The organism is Oceaniferula flava (assembly GCF_016811075.1).
Lineage (GTDB): Bacteria > Verrucomicrobiota > Verrucomicrobiia > Verrucomicrobiales > Akkermansiaceae > Oceaniferula > Oceaniferula flava.
Map to the genome: position 1 here is coordinate 150,535 of NZ_JAFBGL010000001.1, position 20,111 is coordinate 170,645.

At 55.4% G+C, this 20,111-nt stretch carries 12 protein-coding genes; 9 read left to right on the forward strand and 3 right to left on the reverse strand.

All coding sequences use genetic code 11. From position 1 onward, the window contains the following. Positions 1–39 precede the first annotated feature (39 nt). Positions 40–843 (forward strand): TPM domain-containing protein, encoded by an 804-nt coding sequence (locus tag JO972_RS00680; protein ID WP_309488061.1) that lies wholly within the window; start codon positions 40–42, stop codon positions 841–843. Here JO972_RS00680 and JO972_RS00685 read toward each other — a convergent pair. Together JO972_RS00685 and JO972_RS00690 are read right to left on the reverse strand one after the other, a co-directional pair. Beyond that, the gene (locus JO972_RS00685; RefSeq protein WP_309488062.1) at positions 743–1,357 is read right to left on the reverse strand and encodes a DUF2062 domain-containing protein; all 615 of its coding nucleotides are present in this window, start codon (positions 1,355–1,357) and stop codon (positions 743–745) included. The two genes, JO972_RS00680 and JO972_RS00685, sit on opposite strands and share 101 nt — an antisense overlap. 241 nt (positions 1,358–1,598) lie before the next feature. Then, positions 1,599–2,027 carry an exosortase system-associated protein, TIGR04073 family gene (locus JO972_RS00690; RefSeq protein WP_309488063.1) on the reverse strand — a complete coding sequence of 143 codons (429 nt, stop codon included), beginning with the start codon at positions 2,025–2,027 and terminating at the stop codon, positions 1,599–1,601. A 286-nt stretch (positions 2,028–2,313) separates the two neighbouring features. On the opposite strand from JO972_RS00690, the gene JO972_RS00695 reads away from it, so the two are divergent. The 8 genes from JO972_RS00695 to JO972_RS00730 all read left to right on the forward strand — a co-directional run bounded on the left by JO972_RS00695 (position 2,314) and on the right by JO972_RS00730 (position 19,012). Further along, the gene (locus JO972_RS00695; protein ID WP_309488064.1) at positions 2,314–5,175 is read left to right on the forward strand and encodes a hypothetical protein; all 2,862 of its coding nucleotides are present in this window, start codon (positions 2,314–2,316) and stop codon (positions 5,173–5,175) included. A gap of 44 nt (positions 5,176–5,219) precedes the next feature. After that, a complete protein-coding gene (locus tag JO972_RS00700; protein WP_309488065.1) occupies positions 5,220–6,203 on the forward strand; it encodes an AAA family ATPase in 984 nt (327 codons plus the stop codon). A gap of 5 nt (positions 6,204–6,208) precedes the next feature. Continuing rightward, positions 6,209–7,087 (forward strand): DUF58 domain-containing protein, encoded by an 879-nt coding sequence (locus JO972_RS00705; RefSeq protein WP_309488066.1) that lies wholly within the window; start codon positions 6,209–6,211, stop codon positions 7,085–7,087. A 17-nt stretch (positions 7,088–7,104) separates the two neighbouring features. Then, positions 7,105–9,135 carry a BatA domain-containing protein gene (locus JO972_RS00710; protein WP_309488067.1) on the forward strand — a complete coding sequence of 677 codons (2,031 nt, stop codon included), beginning with the start codon at positions 7,105–7,107 and terminating at the stop codon, positions 9,133–9,135. 4 nt (positions 9,136–9,139) lie between these two features. After that, a complete protein-coding gene (locus JO972_RS00715; RefSeq protein ID WP_309488068.1) occupies positions 9,140–11,353 on the forward strand; it encodes a hypothetical protein in 2,214 nt (737 codons plus the stop codon). A 25-nt stretch (positions 11,354–11,378) separates the two neighbouring features. Beyond that, positions 11,379–14,168 (forward strand): hypothetical protein, encoded by a 2,790-nt coding sequence (locus tag JO972_RS00720; RefSeq protein WP_309488069.1) that lies wholly within the window; start codon positions 11,379–11,381, stop codon positions 14,166–14,168. Between the two features lie 19 nt (positions 14,169–14,187). Next, entirely contained in the window at positions 14,188–14,766 is a 579-nt protein-coding gene (locus tag JO972_RS00725; RefSeq protein WP_309488070.1) for a DUF4159 domain-containing protein, read from the forward strand. A gap of 136 nt (positions 14,767–14,902) precedes the next feature. Continuing rightward, positions 14,903–19,012, forward strand: coding sequence for a HEAT repeat domain-containing protein (locus JO972_RS00730; RefSeq protein WP_309488071.1), 4,110 nt, complete (start codon positions 14,903–14,905; stop codon positions 19,010–19,012). Here JO972_RS00730 and JO972_RS00735 read toward each other — a convergent pair. Further along, positions 19,006–20,016, reverse strand: a complete 1,011-nt coding sequence (locus JO972_RS00735; RefSeq protein ID WP_309488072.1) for a YihY/virulence factor BrkB family protein — start codon at positions 20,014–20,016, stop codon at positions 19,006–19,008. The genes JO972_RS00730 and JO972_RS00735 overlap by 7 nt on opposite strands. Positions 20,017–20,111 lie beyond the last annotated feature (95 nt).

The window sequence follows — 20,111 nt, forward strand, 5'->3', positions numbered from 1 at the left end:
CGCTTGAGTAATGCTTCAGGAAAGTTTAAAGACAACCTTGTGAAACCATGGAGCGCCAAAATCGTCTCAAGACTCTTCAGCATGATGATGCTGTTGGCTAGTTGTTGCTTGGTCATTCCGGCGGTTGCACAGATTGATTTGTCGCCCGAAAAAGTGCTGCCAGCAGCGCCTCCGAATCACGTCCTGGATCAGGCTGATGTTTTTCGTGAAAAGCCTGAGCAGCTCGCCGAACTCTCGGCCACGCTGGCAAGCATCCAGCAGAAACATGGTTATCAGGTGTATTTTGCCGTTTACTACAATATCTTGGATGGTTCGGTGCAAGGGCGGGCCGATGAACTCTACCGCGCCTGGCTGAAGGAGGAAAAACGCGGTTTGGTGATTGTGATTCAACGTGACCCGGCGGTGGACGGGCAAAATGTGGCGGCTTCGTATTTCCAAGGCACAGGTTTGGAGCGCGACAGCGAGCCGGGCGTGATTCCCGACCGAGAAATGAATGGCATTATTCGAGCTGCGTTGGGCAAACGGGCGGATAGCTCAGATCCGGCAGTCCGCTGTAATGCTGTTCTTGCTGGTGTGGAGGAGGGGATGGACGATTACTTCGCCATCGCGCCTGCCAAGTGGAGCGATGCCGCCAACCTCAAGATGATGGCCGTGCTTTTGGGCGTGATCGCCGTGTTGGCGATCGGTGGTTGGCTGGTGTGGAGGCGGCTCAACGCGAGCGAGGAAAAATCTCAGCAGTATTTCACTTTCCCAATGGTCGACGTGGCTCAACGTTTGGGCGCGCCTTACGGTGGGGGCTGGGGGAGTGAGAAGCGTTTCCAGCCTTCTTCTTCAAAGAAATAACCGCCCGTCCCTGATTGGGGAGAAAGAGCGAAATGCCGTAGACCAGAGGGTAGGCCAGTAAGCTTAGAATAATGCCCATGGCGATGAAGCCGACGGTGAAATTCGCCGGGCTGCCCACGATATCAAGTCCAGGGAAGGGAATCCGCGTTTCCTTGCTGAAGGGCAGCGGGATGTTCATGTGGTCGTGGAGCCAGCTGCCAAATTTGATCTGCAAGAGAATCAACGGCGGATAGGTGAAGGGGTTCGAGATCCAACATGCCGCCATGGACACGGGGATGTTCACACGGGAGCGCATGCAGGCGAGGGCTGCCACCAGCATCTGGAAGGGAATCGGTAGCATGGCGCAGAAAAGCCCGATGGATAAGCCGCCGGCCACTGTTCTCCGGCAGGGACGCCAGAGGGCTCTGTCGAACAGAGGTTTGGTAAGTGCCACGAGCCATGGTCGACTCCGAATACGAGGGTGCCGCAGATAGCGATAGGCCTTGCGGACCAATCGAAGGTATTTTTGTTTCATGCTAGGCGGCGGGGGATGTGTGTGAAGGGGGCTGGCTCAATGTGGGGGAAACTGGAAGGCGCCCGTGGGCATCATGGTCTCCTGAATGAGCTATTTTCAATACGAAAACGGAACAAGACACATTTCACCGCGGACGAGTCGGCCACTTGGGTAACTTACTCGACATAGAAAAACCCGCAACTGTCAGTGACAGATGCGGGTTGAAAAGGATCGAATTAACCAGCGGACTGGTTAAGGTCAATTACCACTGCTGAGAGCGAGTGTGGTAGTAGTGCTCGGAACCGAGAACAGGAGGGAACTCGGAGAGTCCGTCATGGGGGTTCATTTCGATGCGGTGGTCTTCACCACAACGCTCGTAAGGTGGCTTGAATGTGCCGTGGTAAGTTGGGCAGTGGAAGGTCACCAGCTCGTAGAAACCGTAGCCGAGACGCTTGAATGCGCGGCGACCACCGTCAACAGCTCCGTAAGACCAGCCAGCCTTGCGGCCGTAGGATTCGTTCTTGCGAACGATCTGCTCAGGGATCTCAATAAAGCCGTAGAGAATGTTGCTGATGGCGCGGCCAAGCTTACGGGTGGATGTGTAAGTGGAGCCAGGAGGGGCCTGAATGTCAGCCATGGCACCGGAGGCCGTGACGACTAATGCTGCTGCGATCGTAAGTGCTTTTTTCATCGTGCTGTGATATTGAATGGCAGATCTTCGGGTGGCAATGGAAAAATGGATTTTTTATCCAATGAGATGAAAGATCTGAGCTGTTGCTTGCTTGGTTAAGAGCGATGGCTCGCGTAAGGATCAGCTATGCAACGTTGCTCCAATGCTTGGTGGTAGTTCGGCCAAGGCACGGTCAAACAGGTGTAAGAAATAATCCTTGTGGGACTGCGAGGATGTCGTTAGAAAATGGGCGATGTTTGTTACCCGGGTTCTACTTCCAACTCTCGCTCTGCTGGGGTGCGGCGTTGTGTCGGCTCGTGGCGAAGCTGCTCCTGACTCGAATCTCGCTGAGAAAGCGGATTATGGTCCCGCTTTTCAACGCCTGGTGGCGCTGGGCCTTCCGGATTCCGAAGGGGCGAGCTACGTGAAGTTGACCTTGCAGGCTCAGAATCAACATTCCGCACAAACTTACTACAGTCGGCAGGCGACGGTTCCCCGTGAGGGCAATGCCTGGGTGCTGCCAGAGAGGGAACAAAAGGAACAAGGGGTATTTACCGTCATCCATAATTACAGCGAGTCAATTCAAGTCTCTCAGAAAGCGAAGCGCAATGGTTTAATGCGTGCTTTGATCGGTAAAGCGAAGCCGAGTAAGAAAGGTGGAGTCGTTGGTGATTGGTCGCCGGTGGATGCCGCCAAGGATGCCGAAAAAATAATTGGGCACCTCGACGTGCTAGCGTTGGATGGCCGGACCTTCGATGCCGACCGTTGGGGCTATGACCACAGCGCCTCCAAGCTGGCTTCAAACGTGTTAGTCATAGCCTGCCACATGTATCGTGCAGGATTCACCGCTGAGGGAAACCGGATGGCTCAGAAGGTTCTTACGCTTTCGCCCTCGCCAACGATGGTGATCGATAACGTGGTGGGGGACCTTGCCGAGCAACAATATGCCGCTCTCGCTGAAGCTTTTTTTTCCAACAAAGATTGGCAAGCCTACCATGACGGCTTGGTGGCCTTGGAGAAGCGGTTCCCCAGAGGCTGGAGGGGTCGATTAGGGGTGAAGATTCTGTTGCCCAAAGTGGAGGCTAAAATCAATGGAGAACAGGCAAGCATGGCGCAGTTCAAAGGAGTGCGGCTGAAACCGGAAGCCGTTAAGATCCTCGATGCACTTCTTGCGCGCACCGATCCTATCCGCGTCAATCCTCGGCCCCTATGGCTAGTCGCCAAAGGAAACATGCAGGCTGAGAGAAACTACGGCGGAGAGGAGGTAGCTGAGGAATGGCTGCAAAAACTTTGCGCCATAGGAATGGATGGTTTCATTGCTCTGGCTGCAGTGGCCGCCGACGAAACATTGATCGCGACACACATTGGCGAGAGTTCCTCTAGTGCCTATTCGCAGATGCAGATGATGCGAGCGATGATGGGGTCGTCTTCAAATTCGATCGATGTCCAGGCTCTGACCGCCTACAACGCGATGCGGCGACCCTGTACCCGCGGAGAGATAGCTCGGCGCATTTTGATCAGCACGCTTCCTAACCCAGATAATGATTTGGAGCAAAAATCGGCCGAAGGGTTGCGCGATTTTGCCTATCAGTGGTGGCTTGAGCACCTTGCCGATTCCCGCTCGACACTGGCGCGGCATTTCATGGAAACTGGTGACGACGAGCAGCAGAGCATCGCTGTGCAAGTGCTGATATCCAGTGGCAATGATGCGGATTCGAAGTTGGTTGAGGAGTTTATCATGTCGGCTGAATCGTTATCGATGTCGCTCACCATGTTAGAGCCTTATTTGAAAGCGCGGCGCGGCAAGGCCAAGGATTTTTATAAGAAGTATTCCTCCTCCTTGCTCGATCAGGCGTCCGGTCAGGATGAGAGTTCTCTTCCATGGAGCATTCGCGAAGCCGGTGGCCTTGAAAAGTTTCTAAAGCGACTCTCCGTCTACGTCGAGGAAGTCAGCCCGGATAAGATTTTGGCCGATATGCGGTCTGGAAAAACCAGCCTACAAAATGGTATGGAGATGCTTAGCGCGGCAGTGGGCCCCGAGGGTATTTTCAAGCAATACCCAGCGCTCATCGAGATCGTCGCCGCACAAAAGAACCTCGCTGCGCAAACCGTGGTCCTCAGTGCATTGACCGAGCAGGTTTACACCGCGTATTACGAAATGGAGGAATCGACGCAGGCGGCACTTCAGCAGGAGCTTTTGGAACAACTTCCTGCTTCCAAGGAGGCTTGGGGAAAGTTGCTGACGAAGACGGAACAACCTAGCGACAGCAACGATCAACAAGCCTTGCGCAGCCTGCCATCGCTCGCCGTCTATGCCGCTTGGTCGATGGAGGCGATTTACTACCCTCAGCATGCGGAGTCACTGCAGGCGCTTCACCAATTGCTCGGCCCTCAGAAAATGGCGGAGTTCATTCTCACACGCGCCAAGCAGCTACTCGACGATCCAAAAACGGCCGATTTTCCTAGCCCCGATCAGGTGACCGAGGCCCGTAGGAAATCCATCCGCGAGGACCTCACTGCTTTCACGCCGCTTGAGGTGGCGAACTATCATCAGAAACTTACGTTGTCTGAAAAACTTGCCTGGCAAGAAATCTTGGCTGCTTACGGCGATGACATACCCGCTGGCGTTAGCGGACTGAGTAAGATGATTGTCGAGATAAGCTGGGCCAGGGCCCCTGATACGGATGCCGCTCACCAGAAAAAGTTGGGCGATCTTTTGCTCAACCAAGAACTTAATCAGAAGCTGATCGAGCAGTTATTGAATACGCTCTCCAAGAATGCTGAGCAAAATGCGCCCTATGTCTTCATGCTGCAGATGGGCGCTGGCACGGGCACCGGTATCACCTTGCATGCTTGGAGCGGTTTGCAGTCGCACTCATGGAAAACACGCATCATGGCAGAGGCCACCAGCAAGCTGAAAGAAGATCAGGCAACATCTCTCGCAGGTGTCTCGATTTATGAAAATCGTGATTGGCTAACAGGCATCAAGTTTATGCCGGCGCAAAATGATCAAGAGGAGGCAGAGCAGGTCAATAAGGTGATCAAAGCCATTGTCGAGAACGTCAAAAATGGAAGCAGGGCCAATATCATGTTCTTCACCGAGACTGCCAGTCATTTGAAAAAAGTTTCCGAGGAGAGTTCTCAGAAGCGACTTCTTCCTGCACCTTAAATTACATACTTAACAATCTATCCCCCTTCCAACACAGTTTTATTATGAGTGAATCCAAACCTCCCTCCGAACAATGGGAAAGCATCCAGAACTCCGTGGCCGAGATCCGCACGCAGACGGCGAAGGTCATCGTGGGTCAGGAAAAAGTCGTCGAGGAGATGCTCGTCTCCCTTCTCTGTAAAGGCCACTGTCTGCTCACCGGGGTGCCGGGGCTGGCTAAGACGTTGTTAGTGTCGACGCTGGGCACGATTCTTGGTCTCAAGTTCCAGCGGATTCAGTTCACACCTGACCTGATGCCCACCGATATCGTCGGCTCTGAAATCCTCCAGACCGGCGACGGTGCAGGGCGTGGGTTTGAGTTCGTGCCGGGCCCTATTTTTGCCAACTTGATCCTCGCCGATGAGGTTAACCGGACACCTCCCAAAACTCAGGCTGCTTTGTTAGAGGCGATGCAGGAAAAGCAGGTCACCGTCGCAGGTCAGACTCGAAACCTGGACGAGCCCTTCATCGTTTTTGCCACCCAGAACCCCATCGAACACGAAGGCACCTATCCTCTGCCCGAGGCGCAGTTAGACCGATTCTTTTTCAACGTCATGATCGATTATCCGACCATCGAGGAGGAGGAAGAAGTCATCCGCCGGACCACTGGCCGCAGCACCGACTCTGCCGATCCTATTCTGGATGCCGCCGGAGTGATCGCGCTGCAGGACGCCACACTCGATGTGCCTCTGCCGGATAATGTGGTGAAATACATCCTTCAGACGGTGCACAAATCACGCCCTAACACTGCCGCCGCCAGCGACTTCGTGAACAACTACGTCGACTACGGTGCCGGCCCGCGTGCTTCGCAATGTTTGGCTCGCGCCGCCCGTGCACTGGCGCTGCTGCGAGGTCGTAGCACCGCCTCGGTGGAGGAGGTGCGCGATGTCGCGCTGCCGATTCTTCGCCACCGCGTGATCCCTAACTACAATGCCACCGGTGAAGGTGTCAGCGTGGAAAACGTCATCAGTGAGCTTCTGAAGGACTAGTCTGCATGGCTGATACGCACTACAAATACATCCGCCCGGAGGACATCCGCCGCCTGAGCCACTACGAGTTCGGGGTCAAGGCGCTGGTGGAAGGGTATTTGTCCGGTCGCCACCGGTCGAAGGATCGTGGTGCGTCCATCGAGTTCCACGAATACCGCCAATACACTCCAGGCGATGATTTGTCGTTGATCGATTGGCGAGTCTTCGCCCGCACCGATCGGCATTACCTCAAGACTTTCGAGCAGGAGACGAATATGGAGTGCCATATCTTCCTCGATAGCTCGGCGTCGATGGGCTTTCAGGAGGATGGACCGATTACTAAGTTGGAATACGCGTCCTTTTTCGCCGCCTGCCTCACCTGGTTGGTGATCTCGAAAAACGACCGCGTCTCGATGCAGATTTTCGATGAACAGATCCGGCAGTTTTTTGAGCCGGGGTCCACCCGCCGACAGCTACACAATATCCTCACCGCCATGGAGAACAATCAGCCGGGGAATAAAACTTCGCTGGCAGAGGCTCTGAAGCGTGCCGCGCCGCTCATCAAGCGTAAGGGCACGCTGGTGGTGCTGTCCGATTTCTTTGATGAGCCGGAGGAGATTTTCAAGGCTCTGAACCCGTATTTGCACCGAGGCTTTAGGGTGCACCTTTTCCATGTGTTAGATCCGGCGGAGTTGAATCTGCCGGACCGTGGGTTGTCGCGCTTCATGGATTTGGAAACGGACGACAAAGTAGTGGTCCACACCCAGACGCTGCGTGATGCGTGGAAGAAGGAAATGCGCGATCATACTCAGCTTCTGCGTAAGCTCGCGGCAGGTCGGCAGGTGGATTATGCCCTCACCACCACCACTGAGAGCTGGTTTAAACTCTTCGATCGGCTCGCCTAACACTTCGCCTAACTGATATGCAATTCTTACTCGCAAACCCTGCCTGGCTCTGGCTGCTCTCTCTGGGACTGGTGCCGGTGCTGGTGCATCTTTTTGCGCGTAGTAATCCGCCGAAGTATGCCTTTTCCAGCACCGAGTTCTTACGTCGGATATTGAAAAAAACCGCCCGCATGAGAAAGCCGCAGGACTGGTTGCTGCTACTTCTCCGCACCCTCGCGGTGTTGGCGCTTTTGTTTGTATTCCTGCAACCTCTTCTGACCGGTGGCGGTGAGGCTTTGCCGGGGAAAAAGACCACCGTGTATCTGATCGATCGCTCGGCGTCGATGGCGTGTAAGGAGGGCGCATCGAGCCGATTCGATGGTGCCTGCGCCAAGGCGGTGGAGCTGATGGATTCGGCCGGAGGAGACGATGCCAACGTCGTCTGGATCGATGCTCAACCGGAAGCGGTTTTCCCTCAGCCCGGGCAGAACATCGCCTATTTACAAGATGCGCTGAAACGTGGCAGTGGCCGCGCAGAGCAGGGAGCGATCGCCGCAGCATTGAGTCTGGCACTCGGCCAGCTGAACCTCGTTGAGGGTGCCAGAGAGCTGGTGATCATTTCGGATTTCCAAGCTTCTGCATGGAAAGAATTTCAGCTTCAAGTGCCGAAGGATATCAAAGTGGTGAAAGTGAGAGTGGGGGATGAGGACACTGGAAACCTGGCCGTGAGCGAGCTCTTTGCCACTCCATCAAACCCGGTGGTGGGGCAGGATGTGGTGATGGTCTGCCGCTTGCGTAATTTTTCAGATACTCCACGCAGAACGACGCTTTACCTGGAGTCGGGCGGCGGGCGGCAATCGCGTGATGTCGAGGTGCCAGCCTGGGGGGAGGCGGAGGCGAATTTTTCAAGCCACTTCGCCAGCCCCGGTCAGGTGCAGCTCAGTGCATCCATTGGTGAGGATGCATTCACTGGCGATAATACTCGTCACGCTCTGGTGCAGGTCAGGGATACCTTGAAAATGGTTTCTCTGCCTGCCGCGAAAGGCAGTGCGCGGGAGCAGGCGGTTGAGGTGCTGGATCGTCTGGCAGCTTCGCTGGAATGGCTGGATCACTCGGTGGTCGAGTCGGGAGCTTTGCCAAGTTCTGACAGCGCGGACTTTGTCTTCGTCCACGCTTGGGATGGGGAAAACACCGAAGCTCTGAAAGCACTTGCGGCTGCCGGCACGAGTGTCTTTGTTCACCCTGCCGCGGGCGTGACTTTAACCGATTGCCAGAGCTTGTTAGATGTTCCTGTTAGTTCAGGAAGCCAGCCACTCGCCATGGACACCAAAGGTTCTTGGAAGGCTGGTATTTCCAGAAAATCCGATGCCAACGCCAAGGTCTTCGAGCTCTTCAAGACCGGTGAGTTTGGCAATCCGGCAGCAGGCAGCTTCAAGGAGCGACTTCGTTTACCATCCGCATGGCCGGAAACGGTGACCCATTTGATCGATTACAACGATGACGTGCCCGGCCTGCTCGCCGCACCGGCCGCGAATGTCATCATCTGGAATCTGCCCTTGTCGAACAGTCTGAGCTCGTGGTCGGGCCAATCTTCTTTTGTGCCATTCATGGGCGAGTTGCTGCTGAACTCACGTGCCAGCCAGAAAGGCGTGTCGGCCGAGGTCCTGCCAGGCACGCCCTTGTCGTGGGCACCCGGTGAAGGGGTGACTCCTGACTCGGTGACTTTGTTTGATGACGCCAATACTGCGCAGCCTACGGAAACGCGGATGACCGCTACCGGCGCGCAACTAACCAGCACGGGGACTGCCGCGCCGGGTGTGTATCAGTGGAAAATTGGCGACGGTCTCGCGCACGTGCAGGTTTCCAATTTCCCGGCGACCGAATCAGATCTTCGCTTGATGGACCCCGCGGAGGTGCAGGGCGGTGAAGTGGTCGATTCCCAACAGCTCCTGCGCCGCGCCGCCCTGGGCGATGGCATCCCTCTCTGGCCCTGGTTTCTCTGCGCCGCATTTCTTTTCCTTATCCTGGAATCCCTAGTCAGCATGTGGAAACCAAAACCTGCGAACTAAATCCATGAACCCCGTTTTACCACTCACTCTCCTGATCCCCATCCTCCTTGTGGTGGTGGCTCTGGGTGTTTGGTTGTCGTGGAAATCCTCACAGACCGCGCCGGGGAAACTTCGTAAAATACTCACCGGTCTCCGATTGTTAGCCCTGCTGGCGATGGCCGTTTTTCTGCTGAACCCAGGCAAGTGGCAGTCGATTAGCGATCAAGTCACCCGCGTTTGGGCAGTGATGTTAGATAGCTCAAAATCCATGGGGGTGAAGGAAGGTGAGAGCACCCGCATCGAGCAGGCACTCACGCTGCAAAAGCAAATCGCCCAAAGCGCCGAGGACGCCGGAGTGGAGCTGCGCTACTTTACCTTCGACGATGCCATGACCGCGGTGGAGGCAGAATCCCCAGTGACTGCCACCGGCACTCACAGCGATCTAACAACCTCCGCCGATTCCATGCTCACCCAGCTGAGTGCGCAGGGTGAACCGCTGGCCGGCGTGCTGGTGCTGAGCGACGGTCGGCAGACCCGGCAACCGCGCCATTCCAGCTTCGCCCTACGTGCCCAAGCCCTACAAGTTCCATTCCATACCGTGCAAGTAGGTGGCGACGTGGTGATGAGCGATTTGGCGCTCAGCGCACCGCGCAAACTCATCACTGCATTCCCCGGTCAAAATGTGCAGATCACGGCGGTGATTGAATCACAGGGGCTGGACGATCTTGAAACTCCGCTGATCTTGGAAACAGAAACCGGCGAGGAACTTCAGCAGGTGAAGGTCAGGGTGAAGGCGGACGACCGCGCATTGCATACCTTTTCCATCAAAGCCCCGGAGAAATCCGCCATCGTTAGAATGAGAGTGCCGCTCGACGAAGACGAAAGCCGGGACTCTAACAACGTCGTCGATGTCCGCCTCCGCATTCTCGATGACAAAGCCAAGGTCTTCATCGCCGAGGGCGCACCCTACTGGGACAGCAAGTTCCTCGCCCAGCTGCTCCGTCAGCAAAAACACATGGAGGTGAACTCCGTGCATCGCCTCAGTGCGAACAGATGGTTCCGCATCGACTCCGGCGAGTCGAAACCTCACGAGTCGGCCAACGATGTCTTCCCAGACACCGCCGAGGAGCTGATGTCCTATGATCTGATCATCTTCGGCAAGAACTCCGAGCATTTCCTAACACCCTCACGCATCGCCAACCTCCGCGCCTTTGTGAAAGATCAGGGCGGCGCAGTGCTGTTTTCACGCTCAAAACCCTACACCGGAAAACTGCCAGATCTCGAACCCCTGGAACCAGTCACCTGGACCACCGGGCTGAGTGGAGATTTCCGCCTGCGGCCATCGGCGGATGGCCAGACCGCGGGGCTGTTTGGGCAGGCACTGCCGGCGCCGGAGTCGAGCGTTTGGTCGTCGCTCCCCGAGTTGAAGGACGCGCATCGCATCGATGTGGTGAAGCCGTTTACCCGGGTCTTGGCACACGGCGAAATCGGTGGCGGCAGCACCCAGGGCCGCTTTCCTCTGCTCATGATCCGCCGCTACGGTCAGGGTGTCAGTGGCTTGGTCAATGCCGATGGCCTCTGGAAGTGGGATTTCTACCCGGACGCGCGTGAGCTGGGGAATATGTATCAGGAGTTTTGGATTCAGATGATCCACTGGATGCTGTCCTACTCCGAGTTCCTCCCCGGTCACGATTACTCACTGAACGTCTCCGCTGGAACGGTCGATCCCGCCACGCCGGTTGCCGTGCGCATGGCCTATCGTGGAGTCGGAAAACCCTCAGCCCCCAAGCTCGAAGTGAGCTCACCAGTCTTGGACGCGCCATTCATTTTAGCCCCCGCTGCCGTTCCTTCTGCCGATGGTCGATTGAAATGGGCCACCAGTTTCACTCCTGAAAAGCCGGGGAACTATCAGCTCAAGCTCATCCCTGCCAATCGACCGGAAAAAGGGGCATCGCTGCCGGAAGCCAGTGTCACCGTGCTGCCTCCACCTTCGGAAATGGATGAACTCAGCGCAGATGCCGGATTTTTGAAGGAATTCAGCGAGTCCACCGGCGGTCAGCTCTTGGCCAGTGCCGATCTTCCCGACTTTCTCAGCACCGCCCTCCTGCCAGAAGCCCCAGAGAGCCGCGATCAAGGTGTCGAGTGGAAATCCTCGTGGATGCGCTGGTTTATGCCCATTCTGGTGATCGTCTGCCTCGCACTGGAATGGTGGTTGCGCCGACGCAATGGTCTGGTATAGAATCTTTTAACGCCTAACAAATTTCATGTCCTCATTTCACAATACACTCGGAAAGTTCCATCGCAGATGGTGCTTCGGGCGGGTGTTGCTGATCCTGCTGCTGCTCGTAGCCGCGTATGCCGTCGCCATGCTGTTGCACGGCTGGCTGGACTACAAATTTGCCTTCTCTCAGGAGGCTAGGGAGAAATACAATCTCATCTTGTTTGTCATTCTCGGAGTGGTCGGGCTGACCGCACTGGTGCAGACGCTGCGCATTCCCAGAGAAAAAATCGCCGCCCTTGCCGATGAGAAATTGTCTGATCCCCGTAAGCGGATTCTAGCGGCTGCGAGTTTGGAAAAGTTAGAGTCGCAGCCGGATGCCACCGAGATGCAGAAATTCCACCTCGACCGAGCACTGCTAGACGCGTCCACTGAGCTCGATAAACTTCCAGCCAGCAGCCGCATGCCATTCCGCGCCATGGGGCTCTCAGCCTTGGCCGTTTTCGCCATCGGCGCTGTCATCTGGGGAATCAGTCACTGGGCACCTGAGCCGTTTCGTGTGGTGTCGACGAGAGTGTTAGATCCCTCTTCAGATCTCCCACCCTACAGCCCGCTCAGATTCGAAATCACCCCAGACGCCCCACGTGCTGTCTATGGTGGTGAGGCTGTGGTGCAGGTGAAAATCACTGGAGGCGAGATCGAGCACGATGTGGTCTGCCTGATCCGTGATCCGCTGACTGGAAACATCGAACAAGCCACGGCCTACCGCGAGGGAAAAACCGGCTACGCGAGGAAATTCGAGAACGCCCTGGCTCCGGTCGAGTTTGCCTTTGCTACAGGTCGTGCCCGCAGCGATTGGCACCGACTCGATGTGCTCCTCGAACCGAAAGTTTCCTCCGCCATGATCACCGTGACGCCACCGGCCTACACAGGTCGGGCCGAGCTGACATATCCTCTCGAGGGAGGCGAAATCAAAGCGCTTGAGGGGTCGACCATTACCCTCGCGCTGGAAAGCAACCGACCACTCTCCAGCGGAAAGCTTGAACTCAAAGCACTGGACAAAGGGAAAGATGCTCGCGTGGAGAAAGTCGACGGTAATCTCACGGGAGAACACGGTGTGCGTTTTAGCTGGGTAGCTCACCGCTCGTCGAAAGTGGCTGCCGTGATTCACGATGTGCGTGCCACACCATCTGCCAAACCTCTGGAACTCACAATCACCACTGAGCCAGATCAAGTTCCTTCGGTGGAGTTGGCGTCGCCCGAACAAATGGTGCTCGCCACCCCCAATACCGAGCTTCCATTCCTCGGCGAGGTAGAGGACGATTTTGGTCTGGCCAAGGTGTCACTGGTTCGAGCTTTGTTAGGTTATCGCGATCGCAGCCGGGTGCTGGCTGATTCTTTGGTGAAAAGAGAATACAACTTTGAAGAGCCATTGAAGCTCGCGGAGCTGGGAGTCGAAGTTGGGCAGATACTGGAATTTTATCTCGAAGCCATGGACCGCAACCCCTCCTTGCTCGGCATGGGCGTTTCCGATGTCGTTCGTGTGAAAATTATCAGCGAGGACGAGTATGCCGAGCGCTTACGGTCGGCTGTGCAGCTGAAGAACTTCACGGCCCGCTATCGTGCCTTGGCCGAGGCGATCCGTGAAAGTCAACAAGCACTCAAGGAACTCGATGAGGCCGCTCGTGCCGGCGATCAACAAGCCTTCGAAGAAGCGCGTAAGAAAGCCGAAGCCGCTCACGCCAAGGCGGAGGCGCTGGCCGATAAGATTGGTAAGGATTTTAACGCCTTCGAGATGGAGAAACGCCTGTCAGATATAGCCAAGGAAGCAGCTCGGAAACTGGGCACTAACAAGGAGACCCTCGGTCAGTTGAAGTTGGATGACGGTGGCGCGGCAGCTCGCAAGCAGATCGAACAGATGCAGCAACGACTCGGAGGAGCGCAGAAAAAGGCGGAGCAGGCAGAGCTGGATGCCGAACTGGTAAGGAAGGTTGGCGATGTGATGGAGATGGCGTCGCGCTTCAAAAAAATCTACAACACACAGCAATCGATCGTCGAGCGTATGGGCACCATTGCCAAGGAGGTGGCTGGAGGAAATACCCGCAACAGTGGGCAGCTGGACGGTCTGGCCCGGGTGCAAGATCGCAATCGCGACGCGCTCGAACAATTTGCTCTCGACCTCAAGAAACGTGCCGAGGCATTGCCCGATGATTTCGGCCAGATGAAGTTGGATGTGCATGAATTTTTACAGAAATTGGAGGAACTCGATATTCCGGACCCCATGCACACCTCCTCGGAGATGGCGAGGAAAGGGAAGTCCCTCGACGCGGCTACCAATGCACTCTTAGCCTTGTCGCTGCTCGAGCGGATGATGAACCAACCGGACAATGGATTTAGCAGCATGTGTCGCGGTGATGGCCCCCCTAAGTTTGGTGTTAAGCCCGATGTGGCAGGCACTATGCAGCAGATGTTAGATTCCTTGATGAAACGGGCTCAGGGGCAAGGCAAAGGCAAGACCGGTGGCGCAGGCGGCGGTGTGGGCGGCAGTGGCCAAGACGGCTTTTCGGTCGCCGGGAACGATGTTAATATCCCGGTCTATGGACCAGACCGACTGGCCTTTTCAGAAACTTCCTCGGGCAAAAGCACTGCTAGCAGCTCCAAGCGTGGTGTCGGTGTGCAGCGTTCCAGCCAGAAACCGGCCGATCAGATCGCGCCTGATCAACATCGCAAATCAGAAAATGCCAAGCTTCTGCCTGAGAATATTCCTGCCAAATACCGCAATGCGGTGAAACGATACTTCTCACAGGAGGACGAAGCCTCCACCCCCCAATCATAACTCAAACCAACAAGAACCCATGAAGAAACTACTACCACTTATCGCGCTCGGATTGGCGATGGCCAGCCCCGTAGCCATGGCCAAGGAAGGTGCCGTCCAGTGCGGCAACTTGATCTACGCAGGCACCAAGACCTCGGAATGCTTCAGTGATGAATTCCTCAGCACGGTGCAGCAAAAAACCAGTATCACCACCGAGCGCCGATTCAAGCCGGTGAAGCTCAGCTCCGAGGAGCTATTTAAGTTTCCCTTTGTCATCATGACCGGTGAGGACGATTTTAATCTCACAAACAAGGAACGTAAGAATCTGAAAAAGTATCTGGAAAATGGCGGTTTCATGCTGGCGTCTCCCGGTTGCTCGAACAAGGCTTGGGCCACTGCCTTTCGCCGTGAAATCAAACGCATCTTCGGCAAAGACGGCCTCAAGGATATCCCCATGGACCATGGCATTTTCAAAACCATCTACACGGTGAAAACTTTGAAGCTCAGCCATGGTGGGGTAGGGAAATTGCAGGGGATCACCCACAATGGGAAATTGGTGGTCGCCTTTGCCTCCGATGGTCTGAACGACACGTCCAATACCGAAGGGTGCTGCTGTTGAGGAGGGAACGAAATTATTGGCTCGGTTCGAGTCAACGCAAACATTCTCGCCTACGCTCTCCTTCACTAATCAACCCACACCATTTCCTTCTTTGACCCACAAAAGTCAGAATAACGTCTTCCCCTCTGCCTGACCCTTGTCCAGTCCAGCCCAACTTATCGCTGCCTGTCTGCTCCGCGCATTCGTGTTTGGCACCTGTCTCGTGCTGCCGGTGTGCTTGTTAGCTCAACCAGCTGCCGAGATCTCCGAGCTGACCGACCCTGTGCGTCTGCAGCGCCTCAGTGGGGAGGAAACCGATGCCGCTGATTGGCGCTGGGCGGCACGTAAAATTGCCGATCGCAACCTCCGCCAGGAAATTCGCGACGCCGTCATGGAGCGTGAGAATTACCCTCGCAAGGAACTCACCGCGCTGCTTAGCGATGAGCATTTGGCGGTGCGATTGGGTAGCCTGGAACTGCTGGAAGAAGCGGCGGGCGATAGTTATGGATTCAACCCCTGGGCCAGCCCCTCAGGCAATGGTGCAGATCCCCGTAATGAACATGCTTTGAAAATGTGGCGCCAGTGGGCGGGGGCCAAGGGTGCGATCTCGGCAGCTGGACCAGTGCTGTCCGGCGAGCAAATGCAGGGATATATCCGCGATATTATTTCTGGCAATACCGATCGGAAAAGGCGTGCCGTGCGCATGCTTGAGCCGCACGGCATGAAGGGTGTGTCAGCCATCCAAGACTTTCTCAGTATCAACCCAGCACTGCCGGAAAACTCTCGCCTGAGTTTGAAAGAGGGGCAGTATCAGCTGGTGCTGTCACGCAGCGCCGGCGAGAACGCATCTGTGCTGGCGCGCGATCTCACTTTTGGCAACAGAGATCAGCGGCTGGGTGCGATCTCGGCGTTGAAAAAGAGCGGGTTTCTCGCCATTCCCATCGTGCGTGACTACCTAGGCTCAGATGATGCCCTGGTTCGGGAGACCGCGGTGGACACTATTCTAACATTGGGTGGAGCTCAGACCGTGCCTCTTGTGGCTCCCTACCTGAAGAAGGAAAAAGACGTCAACGTCATCCACGCGGCCATGCGCCGTTTCCGTGAAATTGGAGGCAATGAGGTGAAGAATATCATCGCCGGATACCTCGACCACCAAGATGAAGATCTTGTCGTTTCCTCGGTTCAGAGTCTGACCAAACTTTCCTCGAGCAGCAATTCCTACTCGTTCAGTTCGGGGGGCAACTTGGAAGCACGTGGCGATCGGAAAAAGCCGTGGTCGGCTAAAATTATCAAACTTCTCGATGACCCTCGCTGGAGGATTCGTTCGGCGGCCTTGGATTACATCGCCGGCACCACCACCACGAGAGCCGAGGACAAAGTGATCGATCTGTTAGCCGACAAGGATGAGTTCGTCCGAGCTCAGGCGATTAAGGCTGCCGTGGCATTGCGCCTGACCAAGGCACAAGATCGGCTACGTAAAATGTTTCTTGCCGACGATGAAATGATCGCCCCGGCCACCAAGGCGTTGACAGGGATGAACATTCCATTGTCCGCCGATTTAATCCGTCATCTCGACCAGCGACCGAGCGATATCATCATCGCAGCCATTCGCGCGATGGATCGTGATAAAAAAGAGTGGCTCGATATTGTGGCTCGATACGCCACCAGCAAGGATCTCGATGTTGCTTGCGCCGCTCTGCGCTCACTGGCCAACGAGGAGGACAAGCTGGAGTTTGCTTTTGTCTCGAACCACCTCACTTCGGCATTAAAATCGGGAGTCGACGAGAAAATCACGGCGGTGATCGATAGCTTGGATTTACCCACCTCCAGCGCCTCTGCGAGTCCAGCTTTGCTGAAGTTGTTAGGTGATGCCTCACCGGGCGAAACAACAGCGCTCGACCCTCTTTATGATGCCTTTTTGCGCCCCTTGAGAGATCAACAAAAAGTCGATGCCGAAGCTGCGAAGGCGCTATCGCCCACGAAGGCCGCTGATGCCACCGGTGGTCTGGCGACACTCACAGCGACACTGGCCGAACTAGCTACCGATTGGTCAAATCATGAGAGGGCATTCCGTGCCGCGCTGCTGTTAGCCAAGTCTGGCGATGAGCGGGGGATGAAACCTCTGGCTGAAAAAGTAGCATCTTTATCCACCAGCGAACGTGCAGCCATTGCCGATGGTCTTTATTATCCGAGAACCACCTCCGCCGTGCCTTTGTTACGCGCACTCATGCAAGATGTGGTGCCGGACATCCGCAATGCCGCTGGCGAGAGGGCGTTTGATTCCGATGGGGGGGCGGCGCTGGTGCAGATGGCTCTCAAGCAATTGGAATTGCCCAATACCAAGATCAAGGCGTCTGAGGTGTATGGCTATAACTTGGAGCGCGCGGCAGGCCAAAGTAGCACCAAGCGCATGATCCGCTCATGGTGTTTGCGGACGCTCAAGGATCAAGGGAGTGATGATCAAAATAAGGTGCTCGCAATCATGATGATGCGCCATGCGATGAATTTCTCCGATACCGAGGTGATCGAGCCCTTTACCAAGTCGTCCAACCAGTGGCTTCGGCGCGCTGCGTGGTATACCCTCGGTAAAGCTCGAGCCTCGTGGTTGAAGGAGAACTCGGATCTGCTCGCTATTGATCCCTCACCGCGTGTTCGTGAAGTTCTGCCATGGGTGCTCACTGCCGCTCCCGGCCGATGGAAGCATTTCTTTTCAGACAGTCATGTGGTGACCGATCAGAGCTACAGTTCATCGAGCCGAAGAGCCTCGCTTTCCCCGGACCAAATAAAAATCCTTAGATCTCTGGCGGAGAAAGATCCCTCGGCTGAGGTGCGTTTCGAGGCATGGTTTTGCCTGCTCTCGAACAGTCAGGCGATCGACCTGGATACCTTCACTCGCCTACTGCCTCAGCAACCGAAGGAGGCAAATGTGGCGGATCGCTTGGCGAACCACATTGAGCAGAACTACCGTCGGATGGGGAAAGGCATGAAACCACTGCTCGCTTACGCCAATGTGAAAGAGATTTCCAAAACCAAGCTGCCATTGATCATCAAGTATTTTGCAGAGGAGGGAAAAGAGAGCTCATTCACGTCTTTTGCTGCGTTGGCGCAGGCCACTGAATCGTCCGGTCAGCCACAGCATGTGGAATCTGCCGAGGATCCTGCTGAGATGGCGGCGAAACGTCAGCGCTTGTTAGTTGTGGTATTCCACAAACCAGGTTGCAAAGAATGTGAGCGGGTGGAGAAGCAACTCGCCGATATGAAAAGCAATTTCCCTCTCTTGGAAATTGAAAGGCGGAACATTTTAAATCAAAGCGATGTGCTTTTAAACCGGGCGCTGTGCGACCGCTTCGGCGTGAGTGGGGCAGGGAAGACCCCCTCCTTGTTTACCCAGGCAGGCGCGGCCATTGCACCGAATACCCAACCTGAAATGATCGGCGAGCTCCTGCAGAGCACCATGGTCTTGAAAGATGATCCGTCATGGAACCAATTTGGCAGTGAGGAAATTGCCGAGGCGAAGGAAATGGTCGAAGAGAGCTTTGCCAGTCTCACTCTTCCCTTGGTATTAGGGGCAGGTTTGTTAGATGGGGTGAACCCCTGCGCATTTGCGACGATTATCTTTTTCCTCTCTTACTTGCAGGTCGCCCGCCGTTCGCCGCGTGAGATTCTGATGGTGGGCGGAGCGTTTATCTTGGCTGTATTCCTCGCCTACTTCTCTGTGGGATTGGTGTTCCATTCCTTGGTGGAAAAACTGACCACAATGGATGGTTTTAAAGTCGTTAGGAATGCGGTGACTTATATCTTTGCTGGCTTCGCTCTGCTCGTCGCCATCCTCAGCTTGCGTGATGCTTTACGGGCGCGGAAAGGGAACTTGGACGACATGACGCTGCAGCTCCCATCCTTCTTGAAAACCAGAATTCGAGGAGTGATTCGCAAGGGGGCCAAGGCTCGTAACTTTGTCATCGCAGCCTTCATCAGCGGGATCCTGATTTCCTTTCTGGAACTGGCCTGCACCGGTCAGGTCTATGCGCCGATCATTTTCCAAATCCAACAAGGCTCCACCGATGCGGTGTTCTATCTCCTGCTCTATAACCTCGCCTTTATTTTGCCACTGGTGATTATCTTCATTCTTGCCTATCGGGGGATGACCAGTGCGACCTTGATCGATTTCCAGAAAAAGCACACGGCCACGGTGAAGTTCGCCACCGCGGTGCTATTCGTCCTACTCGCGGTGGTGATTTTGTTCAGCGAGTCGATTCTGCCTCACTGATGAGGGCTTCTTGTTTGGGTGGGGTGATCGATGGTTATATCTTCGCCGGATTGGGCGACATGGTCTGCGACATAGGCGCCGCGTTTTCCCATTGGGCGATCCTCGCCGTGCGTCGTGTCGTGCACGGTTTGCAGTTCCATCTCACTGTTGAGTTCCGCTCCTAACATTATCACAAAGCCTGTGACGTAGAACCACAGGTGCAAGAGCACGATGGCGCCTAGTGACCCGTAGGTTTTACTGTAGTCGCCTATGGTTGAGGTATACCATGTGAGGATTGCGGAGGCCGCTACCCACAGGAGAGTGCCGAGACATGATCCGTAAGTCACCCAGCGCCATTTGGCGCGACGGCGGTAGGGGGCAAAGCGGTAGATGACCGAGAGACCAGTCATCGCGGCCAAAGCTAATAGCAACCAGCGGAACACGGTGATTACCAGTTCGGTGGCGTGGCCAAGCTCTAGATAGGCCATGACGGCAGGGACCACAGCTAACAGAAACATAACGACAACTGCAAAAATCACCCCGCAGACGGTGAGTCCCAACTCCAGAGATTTGCGTCTTAAAAAGCTACGCCCGTCAGGCTCCTCGTAGGCGACATTCATCGAGGTGACCATCGCATTCATCGCCTTGCTGCCACCCCAGAAGGCGAGTATGAGACCGAGCAGTAGTCCCCAGCCTGCAGCGATGTCATCATTGGCAAAACGCTGCAGCTCGACCGCAATAAGATCGGACACATCGACAGGCATGAGGTGCTTAATACTGCCTAACTGACGTTCAACATCACTCTGATCTGCAATCAAACCGTAGATTGACATCACCGCGCCGAGAGCAGGAACTAAGGAAAGGATGAGGTAGAATGCAATGCCGGCGGCGACAAAGCTGACACGATCGTTTTTCAATTCCTTCCAGACGCGTTTCAGAATCTGCCACCATCCAGCGAATGAGATGTCGCAGGGGCTGGCGGCGCGTTGCTCTGGTTCCGGGGTGATGCTTTTGTGGTGATGCATATTTTATCTCAACTCTTGGGATGTGGCGTTACACCAACTTGGGTCGCTAGTTTTAGAGTATGAGAGGTCAAGATAACACAGAACCCTGGCCTTGC